The organism is Parasphingomonas puruogangriensis (assembly GCF_036663635.1).
In the GTDB taxonomy this organism is placed as follows: Bacteria; Pseudomonadota; Alphaproteobacteria; order Sphingomonadales; family Sphingomonadaceae; genus Sphingomonas.
The window spans coordinates 265,239-283,949 of record NZ_JAXOJI010000003.1 but is presented as its reverse complement, the minus strand read 5'-3'; the positions used below and the strand labels follow the sequence as shown (position 1 = coordinate 283,949).

At 67.0% G+C, this 18,711-nt stretch carries 14 protein-coding genes; 9 read left to right on the top strand and 5 right to left on the bottom strand.

Going from position 1 to position 18,711, the window contains the following annotated elements; translation table 11 throughout:
• Positions 1 to 6 precede the first annotated feature (6 nt).
• From U1739_RS10065 to U1739_RS10055, 3 genes are read left to right on the top strand one after another with little or no spacing between them, the layout of a single operon-like run.
• Positions 7 to 3,183 (top strand): efflux RND transporter permease subunit, encoded by a 3,177-nt coding sequence (locus U1739_RS10065; protein ID WP_332707432.1) that lies wholly within the window; start codon positions 7 to 9, stop codon positions 3,181 to 3,183.
• A complete protein-coding gene (locus U1739_RS10060) occupies positions 3,183 to 4,610 on the top strand; it encodes an efflux transporter outer membrane subunit (RefSeq protein WP_443025540.1) in 1,428 nt (475 codons plus the stop codon). Before U1739_RS10065 ends, U1739_RS10060 begins: the two co-directional genes overlap by 1 nt.
• A gap of 53 nt (positions 4,611 to 4,663) precedes the next feature.
• A complete protein-coding gene (locus U1739_RS10055; protein WP_332707426.1) occupies positions 4,664 to 4,960 on the top strand; it encodes a hypothetical protein in 297 nt (98 codons plus the stop codon).
• Between the two features lie 190 nt (positions 4,961 to 5,150).
• On the opposite strand, the gene U1739_RS10050 is transcribed toward U1739_RS10055, so the two are convergent.
• Complete coding sequence (locus tag U1739_RS10050) at positions 5,151 to 6,443, bottom strand: glycoside hydrolase family 130 protein (RefSeq protein WP_332707423.1); 1,293 nt, start codon at positions 6,441 to 6,443, stop codon at positions 5,151 to 5,153.
• Between the two features lie 166 nt (positions 6,444 to 6,609).
• On the opposite strand from U1739_RS10050, the gene U1739_RS10045 reads away from it, so the two are divergent.
• Both U1739_RS10045 and U1739_RS10040 read left to right on the top strand, forming a co-directional pair.
• Positions 6,610 to 6,963 (top strand): hypothetical protein, encoded by a 354-nt coding sequence (locus U1739_RS10045; RefSeq protein WP_332707420.1) that lies wholly within the window; start codon positions 6,610 to 6,612, stop codon positions 6,961 to 6,963.
• 475 nt (positions 6,964 to 7,438) lie between these two features.
• Positions 7,439 to 8,626 carry a sulfatase-like hydrolase/transferase gene (locus U1739_RS10040; RefSeq protein ID WP_332707417.1) on the top strand — a complete coding sequence of 396 codons (1,188 nt, stop codon included), beginning with the start codon at positions 7,439 to 7,441 and terminating at the stop codon, positions 8,624 to 8,626.
• Between the two features lie 28 nt (positions 8,627 to 8,654).
• Here the strand turns inward: U1739_RS10040 and nudC are convergent, their stop codons facing one another.
• From nudC to U1739_RS10025, 3 genes are read right to left on the bottom strand one after another with little or no spacing between them, the layout of a single operon-like run.
• Positions 8,655 to 9,524, bottom strand: a complete 870-nt coding sequence (nudC, locus tag U1739_RS10035; RefSeq protein WP_332707414.1) for an NAD(+) diphosphatase — start codon at positions 9,522 to 9,524, stop codon at positions 8,655 to 8,657.
• On the bottom strand, positions 9,521 to 10,939 hold the full coding sequence (locus U1739_RS10030; RefSeq protein ID WP_332707411.1) for a serine hydrolase domain-containing protein: 1,419 nt from the start codon (positions 10,937 to 10,939) through the stop codon (positions 9,521 to 9,523). Before U1739_RS10030 ends, nudC begins: the two co-directional genes overlap by 4 nt.
• 1 nt (position 10,940) lies before the next feature.
• On the bottom strand, positions 10,941 to 11,957 hold the full coding sequence (locus tag U1739_RS10025) for an A/G-specific adenine glycosylase (protein WP_332707960.1): 1,017 nt from the start codon (positions 11,955 to 11,957) through the stop codon (positions 10,941 to 10,943).
• 47 nt (positions 11,958 to 12,004) lie between these two features.
• Here U1739_RS10025 and U1739_RS10020 point away from each other — a divergent pair, with 47 nt between their 5' ends.
• Genes U1739_RS10020 through U1739_RS10005 form a run of 4 tightly spaced genes read left to right on the top strand, consistent with a single transcriptional unit; the run spans position 12,005 to position 17,440 of the window.
• On the top strand, positions 12,005 to 12,556 hold the full coding sequence (locus U1739_RS10020) for a DUF721 domain-containing protein (protein ID WP_443025533.1): 552 nt from the start codon (positions 12,005 to 12,007) through the stop codon (positions 12,554 to 12,556).
• Entirely contained in the window at positions 12,553 to 13,248 is a 696-nt protein-coding gene (locus U1739_RS10015; RefSeq protein WP_332707405.1) for a thioredoxin domain-containing protein, read from the top strand. The genes U1739_RS10020 and U1739_RS10015 overlap by 4 nt, the downstream gene beginning before the upstream one ends.
• 20 nt (positions 13,249 to 13,268) lie before the next feature.
• Positions 13,269 to 14,009 carry a thioredoxin domain-containing protein gene (locus tag U1739_RS10010; RefSeq protein WP_332707402.1) on the top strand — a complete coding sequence of 247 codons (741 nt, stop codon included), beginning with the start codon at positions 13,269 to 13,271 and terminating at the stop codon, positions 14,007 to 14,009.
• Positions 14,010 to 14,038: 29 nt separating this feature from the next.
• Positions 14,039 to 17,440: a chromosome segregation SMC family protein gene (locus U1739_RS10005; protein WP_332707397.1), complete on the top strand. Its 3,402-nt coding sequence runs from the start codon at positions 14,039 to 14,041 to the stop codon at positions 17,438 to 17,440.
• Here U1739_RS10005 and U1739_RS10000 read toward each other — a convergent pair.
• On the bottom strand, positions 17,385 to 18,617 hold the full coding sequence (locus U1739_RS10000; protein ID WP_332707394.1) for a glycosyltransferase family protein: 1,233 nt from the start codon (positions 18,615 to 18,617) through the stop codon (positions 17,385 to 17,387). The two genes, U1739_RS10005 and U1739_RS10000, sit on opposite strands and share 56 nt — an antisense overlap.
• Positions 18,618 to 18,711 lie beyond the last annotated feature (94 nt).

Sequence of the window (18,711 nt, the reverse complement as noted above, 5' to 3'; positions counted from 1 at the left end):
CCAGCCATGTCCCGTTTTTTCATCGACCGCCCGATCTTCGCCTGGGTCATCGCCATCGCGCTGATGCTGGCCGGTGCGATCGCCATCCGCTCGCTGCCGATCGCGCAGTTCCCGACGATCGCGCCACCCGGCGTGACGATCAGCGCGACCTATCCCGGCGCCGACGCGCAGACGCTCGAGAACACCACGACGCAGATCATCGAGCAGCAGATGAAGGGCATCGACAACCTTCGCTATTTCTCGTCTTCGTCGTCCTCGGCCGGCAGCGTGACGATCACCCTGACGTTCGAACAGGGCACCGATCCGGACATCGCGCAGGTCCAGGTGCAAAACAAGCTGCAGGCCGCTACCCCGCTGCTGCCGCAGGAAGTGCAGCAGCAGGGCATCCGCGTGGCCAAATCGTCGGCCAATTTCCTGCTCATCGTCGGCGTCTATTCGGCCGACGGCTCGCATGACGCCAACGATTTGTCGGATATCGTCGCGGCGCGCATCGCCGATCCGCTGAGCCGCGTCGCCGGCGTCGGCGACACGCAGGTGTTCGGCGCGCAATATGCCATGCGCATCTGGGTCGATCCGCTGAAATTGAACGCCGTGCAGCTGACCATGGCGGACGTCACCGCCGCCGTCACCGCGCAGAACGCGCAGGTCTCGGCCGGCCAGATCGGCGCGCAGCCGGCGCCCAAGGAGCAGATGCTCAACGCCACCGTCTCGGTCCAATCGCGCCTGCAGACGCCGGAGCAATTCGGTGCGATCCGCCTGAAGACCAATGTCGGCGGCGCCGTGGTGCGCCTGTCGGACGTCGCGCGGGTCGAATTAGGCGCGGAGAATTACGGCTTCGATCCGCGCTATAACGGTCAGCCCGCCTCCGGCATCGGCATCAAGCTCGCGCCGAACGCCAATGCGCTGGCCACGGTCGACGCGGTCAAGGCCCGCGTCGAGGAGATCGCCAAGACCTTCCCGGCCGATGTGAAGATCGCCTACCCCTACGATTCGACGCCGTTCGTGCGCCTGTCGGTCAAGCAGGTGATCGAGACATTGATCGAGGCGGTCGTGCTCGTCTTCCTCGTCATGTTCCTGTTCCTGCAGAATTTCCGCGCCACGCTGATCCCGACCATCGCGGTGCCCGTGGTGCTGCTTGGAACGTTCGCGGTGATGGCGCTGGCGGGCTTCTCGATCAACACCCTGACCCTGTTCGGCATGGTGCTGGCGATCGGCCTGCTGGTCGATGATGCGATCGTGGTGGTCGAGAATGTCGAACGCTTGATCCAGACCGAGCATCTCAGCCCCAAGGAAGCGGCGCGCAAATCGATGGACGAGATCAGCGGCGCGCTGATCGGCATCGGCATGGTGCTGTCCGCGGTGTTCCTGCCGATGGCCTTTTTCGGTGGGTCTACGGGCGTGATCTATCGCCAGTTCTCCATCACCATCGTTTCGGCCATGGTGCTGTCGGTGATCGTCGCCTTGGTGCTGACGCCGGCGCTGTGCGCGACGATCCTCAAGCCGCATAATCCCGACAAGGCGGAGGGCAACGGCCCGCTTGCGCGCTTCTTCCGTTGGTTCAACGACAAGTTCGACCGCGGGCAGCGCAAATACGAACGTGGCGTGCGCAGCACCGCGCGCGGCTGGAAGCGCTCGATCCTGGTCTATCTGCTGATCGTCGCCGGGATGGTGTTCGTGTTCTTCCGCCTGCCCTCGGGCTTCCTGCCCGACGAGGATCAGGGCTCGATCATCGCGCTCGTCCAGGGGCCGTCCGGTGCGACGACCGCGCGCACCGACAAGGGGCTGGATCTGGTCCGCGATCACTTCCTCAACGCCGAAAAGGCCAATGTGAAATCGGTCTTCACGATCAACGGCTTCAGCTTTGCCGGGCAGGGCCAGAATGCCGGCCTCGCCTTTGTCAGCCTGAAGGATTGGGAAGACCGTTCGGGCGCCGCCAACAAGGCGCAGGCGATCGCCGCGCGCGCGATGGGGCCGTTCTCGCAATATAAGGATGGGACGGTCTACGCCTTGGTGCCCCCGGCGGTGCAGGAATTGGGCAACGCCACCGGATTCGACGTGCAGTTGGTCGACGAGACCGGTCTCGGTCACGACAAATTGCTCGCCGCGCGCAACATGCTGCTCGGGCTCGCCGCGCAGGACAAGCGGCTGGCGCAGGTCCGCCCGGTCAGCCTGGACGATGCGCCACAGCTGAAAGTGGATATCGACCAGGACAAGGCACGCGCGCTCGGCGTAGACCTCACCTCGATCAACTCGACCATCGCCACCGCCTGGGGCGGCGCGTACGTCAACGACTTTATCGACCACGGCCGCGTCAAGCGCGTCTATATCCAGGCCGATGCGCCGTATCGTTTGAAACCCGAGGATATCGGCACGTTGTTCGTGCGTGGCGAGAATGGCCAGATGGTGCCCTTCACCGCCTTTGCAACGCTCGAATGGATCAACGCGCCGGTGCAGCTGACGCGCTACAACGGCCAGGCGGCGATGCAGATCCAGGGCGCGCCAGCGGCCGGCATCAGCAGCGGCGATGCGCTTGCCGCGCTCAAGGAACTGCACGCCAAATTGCCGCCCGGCACGGCGCTGGAATATACCGGGCTGAGCTATGAGGAGCAATTGTCCAGCGGGCAGGCGCCGGCGCTCTACGGCCTGTCGCTGCTGATCGTCTTCCTGTGCTTGGCCGCCTTGTACGAAAGTTGGTCGGTGCCGATCTCGGTGCTGCTAGTGGTGCCGTTGGGCGTGCTCGGCGCGGTGCTCGCCGCGTGGCTGACCGGGCTCAACAACGACATCTATCTGCAGGTCGGGCTGATCACCACGATTGGCGTGTCGGCCAAGAACGCGATCCTGATCGTCGAATTCGCCGAAGAACGGATGGCCGAAGGGATGAGCGCGTTCGACGCCGCGATCGAAGCGGCCAAGGTCCGCCTGCGCCCGATCCTGATGACCAGCCTGGCCTTTATCTTCGGCGTGATGCCGCTGGCCATTTCGACCGGCGCCGGCGCCGGCGGGCAGAATGCGATCGGCCGCGCGGTGGTCGGCGGCATGCTGTCGGCGACCGTGCTGGCGATCTTCTTCGTGCCGATGTTCTTCGTCGTCGTCCTCAAGCTGTTCGGCCAGGGCGGCCACAAGACCGAAGACCCCAAGACGCACGACCATCCGGATGGCGCCCCCGCCACCCAGGGAGCCTGATTGTGAAGACCCTTTCCCGCCCGATCCTCGCCGCGCTGGCGCTGTCCACCACGCTGGCCGGTTGCAACCTCGCGCCGACCTATGTCCGCCCGCTCGGCGCGGTGCCGGCCACCCTGCCCCAGGGCGGCATCTATCCGGCCGCGCCGAGCGACGCGCCCGATCTGACGCGCATCGGGTGGCGCGATTTCTTCACCGATCCCCGGCTGCGCAGCGTGATCGAAACCGGCCTGGCCAACAATCGCGACCTGCGCATCGCCGCCGGCAACGTGCTGCAGGCGCGCGCGCAAGTGCGCGTCCAGCGTGCCGATCTGCTGCCGACGCTGAGCGCGTCGGGCGACGCGACCGCGACCAACAGCACGAGCAGCAGCACCGGCACCACGGCGAGCGGCGGATCGAGCAATCTCGAAATCTACCAGCTCGGCTTGGGCGTGTCGGCGTTCGAGGTCGATCTGTTCGGCCGCGTGCGCAACCTCAGCCGCGCCGCGCAGGAACAATATTTCGCTTCCGAAGAGGCCCAGCGCGCCACGCGCATCAGCCTGATCGGCGAGATCGCCACTGCCTGGCTGACCATGGCGTCGGATCAGGAACAGCTCAAACTGTCGCGCCAGACGCTCGGCGCGTTCGAAGAAACGCGGCGCCTGACCAGCGCGCAATTCCGCATCGGCATCGCATCCGAACTCGAGGCGCGCCAGGCCGATACCAATTACCAGTCCGCGCGCAACGACATCGCCACGCTGCAGACGCAAGTCGCGCAGGACCAGAATGCGCTCAACCTGCTGGTCGGCGCCACCGTCGCGCCTGCGCAACTGCCCGATGGCCTGGGTGCGGGCAACGCCACGATCGACGCGCTGCCGGGCAACGTCTCGTCCGAAGTGCTGTTGCGCCGGCCCGATGTGCTGCAGGCCGAACATCAACTGATCGCCGAGAACGCCAATATCGGCGCGGCGCGTGCCGCCTTCTTCCCGACCATCTCGTTGACCGCCACGCTCGGCACGCTGTCGACCGCGCTGTCCGGGCTCTTCGGCAGCGGCAGCTTCACTTATAGCGCCGGCCCGAGCATCGGCCTGCCGTTGTTCGATGGCGGGCGTAACAAGGGCAATCTCGATTATGCCCGCGCCTCGCAACAGGTGGCGGTGGCGACCTATGAAAAGGCCATCCAGACCGCGTTCCGCGAAGTCGCCGATGCGCTGGCGCAGCGCGGCACGATCGACGAACAGGTTTCCGCGCAGACCGCGCGCGCCACCTCGGCCCAAGTCGCCGCGCGGCTGTCGGACGCGCGCTACCGCGCCGGGGTCGATTCGTTCCTGGTCTCGCTCGACGCGCAGCGCACTGCTTATGCCGCACAGCAAGCGCTCGTCACCACGCGGCTGGCGCGCGCCAGCAACCTGATCGCCCTGTACCGGACGCTCGGCGGCGGCCTGCAATAAACTTGCGGTATGTCAGGAAAGGCATAGGCTGTCGTCGCAACAGGAGACAGACGATGGGCATCCTCGACGTACCTTCGACTTCGGGCCACGCTAATGCCGGCGACGAAAGTCTGGTGATCCTGCAGACCCTGTTGTGCCTGTTGCGCGAGAAGAACCTGCTCACGCGCGCCGATATCGAGGAATTATGCGACCGCGTGGCGGCGCGCGCCAAGCAGTGCGAGAGCGCGCCATTCCCGTGCAGCGAAACGGCCGCCAGTGGCGCTGCCAGCGAAATGGCGCGGATCGGCGGCTATATCGGCACGCGCTACGGCGGCAAGCACCGCCGCAGCGGGCTTTCCACCAGCAACTGAGGCGGGCAGCGGGAAGCCTCCTCCTTTAGGTAGTCACTACCCCGTCACCCCTGCGCAGGCAGGGGCCCATCGCTTTCACGTCAGCGACTACCGCCTGTGGAGATAGCGATAGGCCCCTGCCTGCGCAGGGGTGACGCGAGATTTGGCTAGGTGCTGACATATACGCGTCCAAAGCACAGGCACTACACCCTCAGGCCGGCACCATCACCGACAGCAGATCGTCCACTTCGGCCACCGCGAAGGCGCTATATTCGTCGCCGATCGCATAGGGCAGCAGCACGCGCCGGCCGTGCAATAGCCCGCCGCAACTGTAGGTGACGTTGGGCACATAGCCGCCACGTTGCTCGGCGCTGGGGAACAGCAATGGCGACGGCGTGCGCGCCAGCACGCGTCGCGGATCCTGTTTGTCGAGCAGGCATGCGCCGATGCAATAGCCGCGCACCATGCCGACACCGTGGGTGAACACCAACCAGCCCTCGTCAATCTCGATCGGCGAGCCGCAATTGCCCATCTGGACGAATTCCCACGGATATTTGGGGCCCATGATCGGCTCGGCCTCGTCGCGCTCCCAGGTGTAGAGATCGTCGGAACGGAGCAGCCAGATATTCTCATTGTCCTGCCGCCCGAGCATGACGAACTGCCCGTCGATGCGCCGCGGGAACAGCGCCATGCCCTTATAGCCGGTCATCGCGCCGGTCAGCGGGCGCATTTCGAACGTGCGCATGTCGACGCCGCGAAGCAATTCCTGCCGCGCATCCTTGCCGTCGAACGCGGTGTAGGTGCCGATCACGCTCTCGACGCCGTCATGATCGGTGAAATTGACCAGGCGTAGATCCTCCACGCCCTGCCGCTGGCTGGGCAGGACCGGGAAGATCACCGTCTCCGACACGTCCTCGCTGCTTTCGCATACCAAGCGCACCCAGCCGTCATCATGGCGATCGATGCGCGGCGTTACGCCGTTGGCACTGGCCGGATCGATCGTCACCGTGCCGTCGGCGGCCCATTCGCCGGTGCGCAGCGTGACCGAAGAGATATGCCCTTCGCCAATGCCGCGCAGCGACAGCAGGAAGCGCACGCCGCCGGGGGTCGTCGGCTCGGCATCGGGCAAGCGCACGATACTGGGGTTGAACAAGGCGGCGGATTCGAAGGCATATTCCTGGCTGAAATAGGCGCCGATGAGCAATTGTATCGTCTCGTCCACCTGCGGGCTGCCGAGTTCTTCGCGCATTTCCTCGAAGCGGCGCTGAAACACTTGGTCGCTGTTGCGATGGCGTTCGCGCATCGCCCCTTGCATCAGGCCGAGCATGCGCGTGCGCATCGCCGGGTCGAGCGCCTTGATCCGCTGCAGCACGGCGTGCGCGCGAGACGGACGGCCGGCGCGGAACGCCTCGGGATAGGCGAAGCCGAACGGGCGAATGACGGTCCGTGACGGATCCGGCTTGAGTTCGATATCGAGCGTCGTGAAAACCTCGGCAGCTTGCATAAGCGATGGGCACCTTCACCTGGGGTCTGCGCGCCATCGCACGGACCATGCCGGTTGAGCGCTGCGCGGGCCATTTGTATCCCTGCGCGCACGGCAAAGTGCAATTGCGGCGGCTTTCCGCTCCGCCAGGCTCGCCATCCCCGTCGCCATCGGGCATGCGGGCGGCATGTTCACCTATATCGTCGACTGGGGTGTGATGAAGGACTGGCTGGCCCATGGCCTGCACGTCTCGCACGCCGAACTTCACATCCATTTCGGCCTGCTCGCCTTCCTGCTGCTGGCGCTGACCATCGGTCGGCGGCGTCCATGGGCGCCGCTGCTGCTGGTCGCCGGCCTGGAGGGCGTCAATGAGCTGATCGATTTCGCGCGGTATGCGCTGTCCGGCTGGCCGTGGACGCCGGGGCCGACGATCGAGGATATCGTTAACACCTTGTTATGGCCGGCGATTCTGACGATTATGCTGGCGCTGCATCGCCGCCGACGCGCGATGAATGACGGGCAGATCTCCAAGTCGGGCTGATCGCGGCCGCGGCGCGGCGCTAGCGGCTTAACGTCCAGGCGGCGACGCGTGCGAACGCTGTCCTCCGCATTTATACATCCTCGATCGCAAGCTAACATTTGTTTTCTGACGGAATAACCTGCATCAACAATATAGGTGGTAATAAGTACTGGCTTTGCTGTAGATCAACTTAGTACAGATCGATATCTACGTCCTTTTACTTCGATATTTATTATCGCTTAAGCTGCTGACTACTATATCAACCCGAATTGGGGGTATTATAGTCATGCATGAGACACGCGCTGCTGATAAAGCTGCATTTGTTGGGCTATCCACAAGCGGTCTCCCCGGAGGGTGCCACACAAGTGACCTCCGCCCTGCGCAACGGGAACTGGCACAGCTGACGTCGTGGCTGCTATTGTGGGTATTGCTATCCAATATCGGGCTTTCGCTCTTGTGGATCGTCGGCAGCCCGCCGCGATTGGTGGTCATCTTGGTGACCACTGCGGCCGGGCTGTTGGTCCGCTCGATGTCGCCCATGGCCAAGCGCTCGGCGTTCATCGTCACCTTATTATATTCCGTCTTCGTCTTCGTCTCGCAGCTGTTCAGCCTGTCACCGCTGGCGATCCTTTCCTCGCTCGATATCCTGCCCGAGATGCGCCTGACGGCTGCCCCCGAATATCTCCTCGCGCTCGCCATGTTGGGAGCGCTTATCGTGCTCGGATGGCACGTAGCGGGCCGTGATATGGCCTTCAGGTCGGGCGGATCGCTGGCCATCGCGCTTGGCCTGACGGCGAGCTGGGCATTGGTCGACGAGACGGTGACGATCCTGAATCAGGGCAGCTACCAGCGCGACGCGCCGAGCGACGCCGAATTCCAGTCCGCGGCGCAGCGCAGCGGCTTTGCCCGCGCCGCCAGCAGCGGTCGCCATCTCGTTTTGATCGATGTCGAGGCGATGGGGATGCCCACCGACCCAGCCCTGCAGCGGATGCTGTTCAGACAGCTCACCACCGCGCGCGTGCGAACCCGCTTCACCATCGAGACCGGCGCCACCGTCTTAAATGGTTCGACGGTCACGTCGGAGATCCGCGAATTGTGCGGCCGCTGGGGAGGCTATGACGATCTGCTGCGGCGCCCCGATCCGACCTGCCTGCCGATGCGGCTGCGCCGGCAGGGTTATCAAACCACCGCGATGCACGGGTTCACGCCAGACTTTTACGATCGCGCCACCTGGTATCCCAATGCCGGCTTCCAACGGATGCTGTTCCGCACCGAGCTGGTGGCGCAGGGCGCGGGCAAATGCCCGGGGCTATTTCCCGGCGCGTGCGATCGCGACGTGCCGTCGATCATTGCCCGCCAGTTGCAGCAGGCGCGCCAACCGCAATTCGTCCACTGGGTGACGCTGAACTCGCATTTCCCGGTGCCGCAGCTCGCCGAATTGCACACCGACGGCTGCGAGCGGCTCGATCCGACGCTGGCCAAGACAGCGCCGATGGCGTGCCGGATGTTCGAGATTTGGGACGGCATCTTCGCCAATCTCGCGCGGGAAATTACCGCGGCAGACTTTCCCGCCACCGACATTCTGCTCGTGGGCGATCACCGCCCCCCCTTTTACGACCGCAAGCAGCGATCGATGTTTTCCGCCGATCGCGTACCCTGGATCCTGCTGCGCGCCCGCCGCTGATGCGGCGACGCCGTGCGCAGCGCGAGCGCTATCCCTTCGCCCATTCGGTCAGCAGCGTATAGGCGATGGCATAAGGCGGTGGGGCGATGAACGGCCCCTCCTCGCCCGCCAGCACCGCACGAACCATCTCGCGCGGCACCCAGATCGCGTCTTCCAGTTCGTTGGTGTCGAGCGTGATCGCATCGTCCTCGGCCACCGCGACGCAGGCCATCATCAACGAGGAGGGGAACGGCCAAGGTTGGCTGGCAATGTACCGCACTTCGCTGACGCGCACCCCGGCCTCTTCGTGGATCTCGCGCGCCACCGCTTCCTCGATCGATTCGCCGGGCTCCAGGAAGCCGGCGAGCGCGGAATAGCGACCGGCCGGCCAGTTCTTACCGCGGCCGAGCAAGGCACGCCCATCATGTTCGGCGATCATGATCACCACCGGATCGACGCGCGGGAAATGCTCCGCGGCACAATTCGGGCATTTGCGCGCCCAGCCGGCGCGGAAGATGTCGGTCGCGGTGCCGCAATTGGCGCAGAAACCATGCCGCGCATGCCAGTCGATCAGGCTGCGCGCCGCGGCGTAGATCGCCGCCTCGCCGGGCGCGAGATTGGCGAGCATGGCCATCAGCGCGGGACTGCGCATCGCCGGCGCATTGCTCGGTTGGAAGCCGGGCAGATACGCCGCGAAATGCGGACGGCCATCAGCCAGGCCGAGCAGGATCGGCACGCCATCGTCGGGCAGATCGGCAAGCGTCGTCCATGCCAGCCGCCCGTCATCGGTCATCTCTGGCAGCAGTCCATCCAGCTTGAGCAGCGGCGCCCGCCAGTCGCCCGCCGCCGCCGCAAAGGCCTCCGCGTCGTGGCGCAGGCCGTCGGCGCGGTCGAGCGTGTTGCCGGTAAAGCCGATCACTTCTTGTAGCGCGCCAGATCGGTGAGCAGGGCCGGCAGTATTTCCTGGCGCAGCGGATAGGTTTCGCCGGGGAAGTAATTGACCATGATCGTGCCGCGCGTGCGCCGCCCGGCATCGACGAACGCCACCGTGCCGGCCGCCCCGCCCCAGCCATAGGTGCCCTTGCCAGCGCCACCGGCGAAATCCTCGAGATAGACCGAGCCGCCCGCGCCGAAGCCCATCTTGGGGCCGGCCGTATTGCCGCCGGTGCTGGCCACCGTGCCGGAGAAGACCACGCCGGCGGGCAGCAGGTTGGACATGGCCAGCTTGGCCGTCTCTGCCTTCATCACGCGCTTGCCGCCCAGCTCGCCATAATTCTGCAGCATGTGCAGGAAGGCGTCGTAATCGCGCGCCGACATGACCAGGCCGGCGCCGCCATAGGGAAAGCTCGGCGCCTTGAGCCACACCGAGGTCGCCGCCGCATCGAGCGGCATGCGCGCCTTGGCGTCCATCTTCGACGTGTCGAACGCCGGGTTGATCTGCGCCATGCTCGCCTTGGTGAAGGCATAGTTGGTGGCGAAGCGCGGTATCTCGCCCGCCGGCACGGTCCAGTAGGAGGATTTCATGCCCAGCGGATCGAAGATGCGCTGCTGCACGAAGCCGTCGAAGCTCATGCCCGACGCCACTTCGATCACCCGACCCATCACGTCGAGCCCGATCGAATAGCTCCATGTGGTGCCGGGTTCGTAGACCAAAGGCACGCTGGCGACCGCATTGGCGAACGCTTCCAACGTGGCCGGACGGGTCTTGCGCGCCTCGGCCTCGAACTGGTTGTTGACCTGCGCCGGGTTGATGCCGAGCCGGTTATACTCGCCCAAGAGCGCGCCCTTGGTGATGATATTGTAGCCCAGGCCCGAACTGTGTGTGAGCAGCATGCGGATCGTGATCGGGGTCTTGGCCGGATGGCTCTTCAGGCTGTCCGGGCCATCCACCACGGTCATGTTCTTGAAAGCGGGAATGAACTTGCTGACGGGATCGTCGAGCTTGATCTTGCCATCCTCGACCAGCATCATCGCCGCCATGCCGGTGATCGGCTTGGTCATCGAATAGACCCGCCACAGGCTGTCCGGCCCGGCCTTCGCGCCGTTGGCGTCGTCATTGATCTTGCCGGCGGAGAGGAAGATCGTCGGCATGTCCGCCACGCCGAACGCCGCGGTAATGCCAGGCATTTTGTTGTCGCGGACATAGCCATCGAGCACTGCCTGCGTCGTCGGCAGCAGCGAGGGGACGGCGGTGATGGGATCGCGCTGCGGCTTGAGCCCGGCTTGCGGTTGCGGGGCCGTCTGCGTCTGCGGTGCGGCCTGCTGCGCGATGGCGCCGCCGGCAAGCAGGGTGGCGAGGGCGCCGGCCGATACCAAAAGCTTCAAGCGTGTCATGTCACTCTCCCGATCCCGCGCCCCGAATGGCGGCGGCGGCCTTGGCGAAAACGGTCGGCAGCCCTGCCGATTCGATGTTGGCGATGGGCCACCATTCCCCGGCGTTCGAATGCCTGTCCGCGCGCGCCACGGCAAGCGCCAGTTCGAGCCGGAAGTGCGTAAAAACATGCGCCACGCCACCGTCCAGCGTCCGCCAGTCGGCATCGAGCGGCGGATCGGCGAGGCCGGGCGCGGCGTCCGCCCAAGGCCCGGTCGGCAAGGCGCGCATCCCGCCGAGCAATCCGCGTGGCGGGCGCCGGACGAGCAGCACCTCCCCGTCGCGTTCGGCCCAGAAAATCGTGCCATAGCGTTGCGGCTTCGCCGCCTTCGCCGCCTTCACCGGAAAGGCATCCGGCGCGCCACTGGCGAAGCCGTCGCAATCGTGATTGAGCGGACAGGCCAGGCATTTGGGTGCGCGCGACGTGCAGATGCTCGATCCCAGATCCATCAACCCTTGCGCGAAATCGCCCGAACGCAGATCCGGCACGATCGTTTCCGCCGCCGCGCGGATCGCCGGGCGCCCGGACGGCAGCGGCGTCGCAATGGCGAACAACCGCGCCACCACGCGCTCGACATTGGCATCGATCACCACCGCGCGTTGGCCAAAGGCGATGCTGGCGATCGCCGCCGCAGTGTAGTCGCCGATTCCCGGGAGCGTGCGCAGTTCGGCCTCCGTGTCCGGAAAGTGCCCGCCATGCTGCGCGACCACCACCTTGGCGCAGGCTATCAAATTGCGTGCGCGGGCATAGTAACCAAGCCCCGCCCAGGCGGTCATCACGTCGTGCTCGTCCGCCGCCGCCAGCGCGACGAAATCGGGCCAGCGGGTCGTGAACATCTCGAATTTGGGACGCACCGTGGCGACGGTGGTCTGCTGCAGCATGATCTCCGACAGCCACACGCGATACGGGTCCGGCGCCGCATTGCCCGGCGGCGCACGCCACGGCAGGATACGGGCATGCGCATCGTACCAGGTCAACAACGCAACAGAGATGGATCGGGGCTTTGCGGGCACGGTGCCGCTATGGCATGGGGGACAGGATGAGCAAGCGCGCCGTTCCTCCCCCTAAGCCCGAGCATGTCCGCGGTGGCCGTGCGCGCAGCGTGGCCGAGCTGCTGCCCGATGCCGGGCGCGCCGCCTTCCGCCGATTCGGCTTCGTGCAGAGCGCGGTGGTGACGCGCTGGGCCGAGATCGTCGGCCCGCGTTATGCCGGCGTGTCGGCGCCCGAATCGATCCGCTTCCCGCCGGGCAAACGCGCCGAGGGCACGCTGAACTTGGTGGTGCGCGGCGCGCATGGCACGATGATGCAGCATATCGCGCCCGAGATCATCGAGCGGGTTAATCGCTTCTTCGGCTATGCCGCGATCGCGCGCGTACAGATGCGCCAGGGCGACGTGCCCGCGCCGCGCGTCCGCGCCGCGCCGCCATCGCTCAAACCGATCCCGGCCGAGCTCGGTGAAAGCCTGCGCACGATCGCCGATCCCGAGCTGAAGGCCGTGCTGGAGGCGCTGGCCGCCGGTGTCGCCGCCACCAGCGGTCCCCCCGTCATCGCCCCCCTGACTGGACATCACGACGAATGATCCGCTTGCTGCTCGCTTTCCTGATGCTGCCGCTGCTGGTGAGCGCCGCCCCCGCGCCGCGCGACTGGACCAAGACCGTCACCCGCACTGCCGATGGCGCGTACCGCATCGGCAATCCCGCGGCGAAAGTGAAATTGGTCGAATATCTCAGCTATACCTGCTCGCACTGCGCGCATTATGCCGAGCAATCCGCCCCGATCTTGCGGGACAAGTTCATTCGTTCGGGCTCGACCAGTGTCGAGCTGCGCCATGCCACGCGCGACAAGCTCGATCTCGCTGCGACGATCGTCGCGCGCTGCGGCGGGCCGGCCGGGTTTGTCGGCGCCAGCGAGCAAGTGTTCGCCAAGCAGGACGACTGGTATCCGCAGGGCCTGCGCTTCGAACAGACCAACGCCCAGCGCATGGCGCTCTATCCGCAAGGCGCGCAGCTTCGCGCGCTGGCCTATGGCGCGGGACTGGCCGATATCGGCAAGGCGCGTGGCCTGAGCGATGCCGCGCTGGCCACCTGTTTCGACGACGATGCCGCCTTGCTGCGGATTGCCGCGATGAGCGACAAGAGCTGGAAGGCGATCGCCGCGGCCTCGGCGCCGCAGCCGGGGGGCACGCCGACCTTCGTCGTCAACGGCAAGCCCTATGCCACGCTCGACTGGGCCGGGCTCGAAAAGATCCTCCGCGCCGCCGGCGCCAAATGATTCCCCTGGAGTAGTCCCCGATGAAACTGCCTATCGCCTGCCTTATCCTGCCGTTCGCTCTCGCCGCCTGCGGCGACGACAGCAGCAGCAATGTCTCCGCCGGGTCGCCGGCCAAGCCGGTTGCCGCCGTGCCTGCGCCGGCCGGTCAGAATTGGGAAGAAGCGGTCGTTGCCACGCCCGAGGGCGGGCATGTCATGGGCAACCCCAACGCCCCGATCAAGCTGATCGAATATGGCTCGCGCTCCTGCCCGACCTGCGGCGCGTTCGGTCGCGAGGGCATGCGCCCGCTGATCGAAAACTATGTGAAGACCGGCAAGGTGAGTTACGAATTCCGCGACTTCTTCGTCCATGGCGCGCCCGATCTGGCGCTCGGCCTGCTCGGCAATTGCTCAGGGCCGCAGACCTTCTTCCCGCTGCTCGAACAGATGTACCAGAACCAATCGTCGTATCTCGACAAGCTGCAAAGCATGTCGTCCGCGGTGCAGGCGCAATTGCAGGCGCAGACGCCGAGCCAGCAGCTGACCTCGCTGGCCGAGCAGATGGGCATGATCGATTTCGTCAAGCAGCGCGGCATTTCCGAGAGCCAGGCACGCGCCTGCCTGACCGACAAGGCCAAGACCGATGCGCTGGCCAAGTTCAGCGACACCGCGACGCAGGACGGCGGCGTGACGGGCACGCCGACCTTCCTGATCAACGGCACCAAGGCCGATGCGGTTGGCTGGGCCCAGCTCGAACCGTTGCTCAAGGCCGCCGGCGGCTGATCTACCGACGCTGAGCGGGGGCGCGGGCAGTGCAGATCAAGCGGCTTCGATTGTCGGGCTTTAAGAGCTTCGTTGACGCCGCCGATCTGCGCATCGAGCCCGGGCTGACCGGGATTGTCGGCCCCAATGGCTGCGGCAAATCGAACCTGCTCGAAGCGTTGCGCTGGACGATGGGCGAGACCTCCGCGCGGTCGCTGCGCGGCGCCGGGATGGAAGACGTGATCTTCGCCGGCACCGCGACCCGGCCGGCGCGCGAATTCGCCGAAGTGTCGATGCTGATCGAAGGCGCTGATGCGCAGGAAACCGAGATCGTGCGCCGCATCGAACGCGGCGCCGGTTCCGCCTACCGCATCGACGGGCGCGACGTGCGCGCCAAGGATGTCGCCTTGCTGTTCGCCGATGCGGCGACTGGCGCGCATAGCCCGGCGCTGGTCAGCCAGGGCCGCATCAGCGCGGTGATTTCGGCCAAGCCGACCGAGCGGCGCGCCATGCTCGAGGAAGCGGCGGGGATTGCCGGGCTGCACGTGCGGCGCAAGGATGCCGAGCAGAAACTGCGCGCCACCGAAGCCAATCTGCTCAAGCTCGACGAAGTGATCGCCGATCAGGACGCCCGCGCCGCCGCGCTCAAGCGCCAGGCACGGCAGGCGGAACGCTATCGTACCTTATCCGATCAGATCCGCGTCGCCGAAGCGCGGATGATTTTCGCTCGCTGGCGCGATGCGGCGGCGGCAGCAGACGCTGCCAAGGCCGAGGCGGCGGCGGCGGAAGCGCGCGTGACCGAGACGACCGAGCAGCAGCGCGCGGCGGCGGCCTATCAAAACCAGGCGGCGGAAAATCTTGGCAGCGCGCGCGCGGCGGCACTGGCGGCGCGCGATCGGGCGAGCGAGGCGGGGCACCAATTGGCCGCGTTGCGCACCGAGCGCGCCAGCATAGACCGCCGGTTGCGGGAGTTGCACGAGAGCCGCACGCGGCTGGCCGACGATCGCCACCGCGAGGGCGCGCTGGCGCACGATGCCGCCGAGGCGCTGGCACGGCTCGCCGAGGACGCGAAGGCGCTGGAGGCGCGCATTACCGCGGCGGCGGCGCAAGTGCCGGGCATGGATGCGGCGCTGGCCGAGGCGGAACGCGCCGGGCGCGATGCCGAGGTCGCGCTGGCGCAAGCGCTCGCCGCACAGGCCAGCGAAGCGGCCGAGGCCCGCGTTGCCGAAGCCGCGCTGGCCGCGGCGCGGGCGCGGGTCGAGCGCAGCGAGCGCGATCTGGCGCGCGTGACGGCGGAAGCGGCGGCGATCGGCGATGCGGCGCCGCTGGCCAGCGAACGGGCGGCCGCAGCGGCGCGACGGGCGCAAGCAGTGCGCGATAGCGAAACGGCGCGAGCCGCCCTTGCCGACGCCGAGACGCAGGAACGCGCGGCGGTCGACGCGCGTGACGGCGCCCAATCGGCGCGCGCCGCCGCACGCGCCGATCTCTCCGCGCTCGACAGCGAAGCCGCCGCACTGACGCGCGCGACGCAGCGCAGCGGGCGCGATCGGCTGCTCGATCACCTGCGCGCCGATACCGGTTTCGAACGCGCGCTGGCCGCCGCCTTGGGCGACGATCTCGAGGCCGGGCTCGATGCCGCCGCCGAGCGTTTCTGGGCCGGCGCCGAGGCGCTGCCCGGCGACCCACCCGCGCCGCCGGGTACGATTGCCCTTGGCGGTCATGTCGCCGCGCCGGAGGTGCTCGGCCGGCGGCTGGCGCAAGTGTTCGTTGCCGAGGCGGATGACGGCCAGGCGCTTGCCGTCGGCCAGCGGCTGGTGACCCGCGCCGGCGTGTTGCGCCGGTGGGACGGCTATGTCGCCAAATCAGGGGGCGCGGCGGCGGCGGAGCGGCTCGAACGGCTCAACCGCCTGCGCCGAATCGAGGCCGAGCGGCCCGCGGCAACGGCAGCCGTGGCGGCGGCGGAGGCCGAGCTGGCGCGCATCGATGCCACCATCGCCACCGCCAAGCGGCTCGCCAGCGACGCGCGCCGCGCGCTCGACACTGCCGAGGCGCAAGCGCGCGAGGCTGCCAAAGCGGAGGACCGCGCCGGCGCCGCGCTGGAACGCCTCGCCGCGCAGCGCGCCGATCTCGAGGCGCGGCAGGCGCGCATCGCGGTCGATCTGACCGAGGCACAAGGCGAGCTCGACACGGCGGTTCAGGCCAAGGCCGCCTTGCCCGATGGCAGCGCGACGCGCGACCGCGTCGCCACCCTGTCCACGCAGGCCGAGGCCCGGCGCGCCGCCGTCGCCACGGCACGCGCCGACCGCGCGACGCTGGATCGTGCACTGGCGCAGGATCGCGATCGGCTGGCCAGTGGATCGGGCGAGGCCAAGGGCTGGCGCGCGCGTGCTGGCGAGGCGGCGCGGCGCATCACCGACATGGACAAGCGCGAGGCGGCGCTGGCGCAGGAGATCGCCGCGCTGGCCGACAAACCAGCCGAGATCGACACCGCCATCGCCACGCTCGATGCCGCGCATCAGGCGGCGCGCGCCGAGGCCGACACGGCGCAGACGGCCGAGCGTGCAGCGGAGAGCGTGGTGCGCGAAACCGAAACCGTTGCGCGCATGGCCAACGAAGCGCTGGCGCAAGCGCGCGAAATCCGCGCCGGGGCGCTGGCCCGTGCGGAAAACCAGGAAGTGCGCCGCGTCGAGATGGGCCGCCTGTCCGGCGAGCGCTTCGCCTGCCCAGCCCCGGTGCTGCCGGAACGCGTCGGTTTCGCGGTCGATAGCGTGCGGGAGCCACAAGACGAAAGTCAGGCGCACGACCGCCTGTCGCTCGATCGCGAACGGATCGGGCCGGTCAATCTCGTTGCGGAAAGCGAGCTCGCCGAACTCGAATCGGCGAGCAGCGGCAACGCCGCCGAGCGCGAGGAACTGGGCCTGGCGGTCAACCGGCTGCGCGGCTCGATCGGCACGCTCAACCGCGAGGGACGGCAACGGCTGCTCGCCGCGTTCGAGGCGGTCAACGGCCATTTCCAGCGGCTGTTCACGACCCTGTTCAACGGCGGTGCCGCGCATCTCGAACTGATCGATTCGGACGATCCGCTCGAGGCCGGTTTGGAGATCATGGCCCAGCCGCCCGGCAAACGCCTGCAATCGCTCACGCTGCTCTCGGGCGGCGAACAGGCGCTGACCGCGGTGGCGCTGATCTTCGGCCTGTTCCTGACCAATCCCGCGCCGATCTGCGTGCTCGACGAGGTCGATGCGCCTTTGGACGACGCCAATATCGAGCGCTTCTGCGGCCTGCTCGATGCGATGACGCGCGAGACGCAGACGCGCTACCTGATCGTCACGCACAATGCGGTGACGATGAGCCGCATGCACCGCCTGTTCGGCGTGACGATGATCGAACAGGGCGTCAGCCGATTGGTATCGGTCGATCTGGGTGGGGCGGAGAGTCTGCTGGCCGCGTGATCCAGTCCGGCGCCGGCTGGCGCAGCGCGGCGACGATGATCCACAGCATCGCCGCGCCGCGGATGGCGACGGCGATGGCGATGTCTGTCGTAGTAGCGGAGGGCGTGCGGCCCTCCAGCCCGGCGAACCACCAGAATTCCGCGAAATAGGCCGCGATATCGCCAATCACGAACCAGGCGAGTGGCCAGAGCCGATAGCTGGTCAGCACCAGGAACGGGTATAGCCAGAGATCGAATTGCGGCGAATACACTTTGTTGGTGAGCAGGAACCAGGCGAGCACGGGCGTGAACAGCAGCCATGGCTGCGCGCCATGGCGTCGCCAGCCAAGCGCAACGATCGCCGCGGCGCCAATCGCGAAGGCAGCAAAGCTGGCCAGGTTACGGGCCGGGATCGGCGATACCCAAATCCCGAACGTGGCCAATAATTCCCACACCGAAGCGATCGTACCGCTGCGCGTGCTCGAAAATACATAGAATTCAGACCAGTTGGTGAAAGCGACCAGCGCCACCGGCAGGTTGATCGCACCCCAGACGAGGATCGCGGTGAGCGCGAGCAATGCGGTAGTGACGATGCGGTCGCGCCACGCACGATCGCGGCGCAACAAGGCGCCGAGCCCGATCAACGGCAGCAGCAATACCGGGAACAGCTTGGCCGCGGCGCCGACCGCCGCCAATTGCGCCGCACGGAATGCCGCGCCGCGCCGTACCGCCAGTACCGCCGCGACGGCCAAAGCGACCGCCAGCATGTCCCAATTATGCCCGAGATACAGGAACAACGGTGGCGCCGCGGCCCAGGCGTAGAGCCGCAACCGATCCACCCCGGCACGCTCCATCAGGCGCAGCACGGCAAACGCAAGCGCCGCATTCACTGCGCTGACGACCAACAGGAACGGCATGGCGTTGCCGCCGGCGGCGCCGAGCGCGCGGGCGAATGCACCCTCGAGCCAGATCGCCGCACCGGTCAGTACCGGATATTCGATCGGCGTCTGTACATAAGGCAAGGCCCCGTCCGCCACGCCGCGCAGGCCCCAGAACGGCACGGCGTCGCTATAGCAGCCCGTAATGTACTGGATGCCATCGATCCAGGCGACGCCGCATTGCGCCTTGAACAGATAACCGAGCAGGCACGTAATGCTGAGGATCAGATAGGGGTGGCGCGCCCGGTCGGTCGTGTTCATTGGCATTCCCCCTATCCGTCACCTCGGACCTATTACGGGGTCCACCCGGCGGCTTTCGCCACGCTCCACCATCCCGTTTCCTTTGCGGCACGGC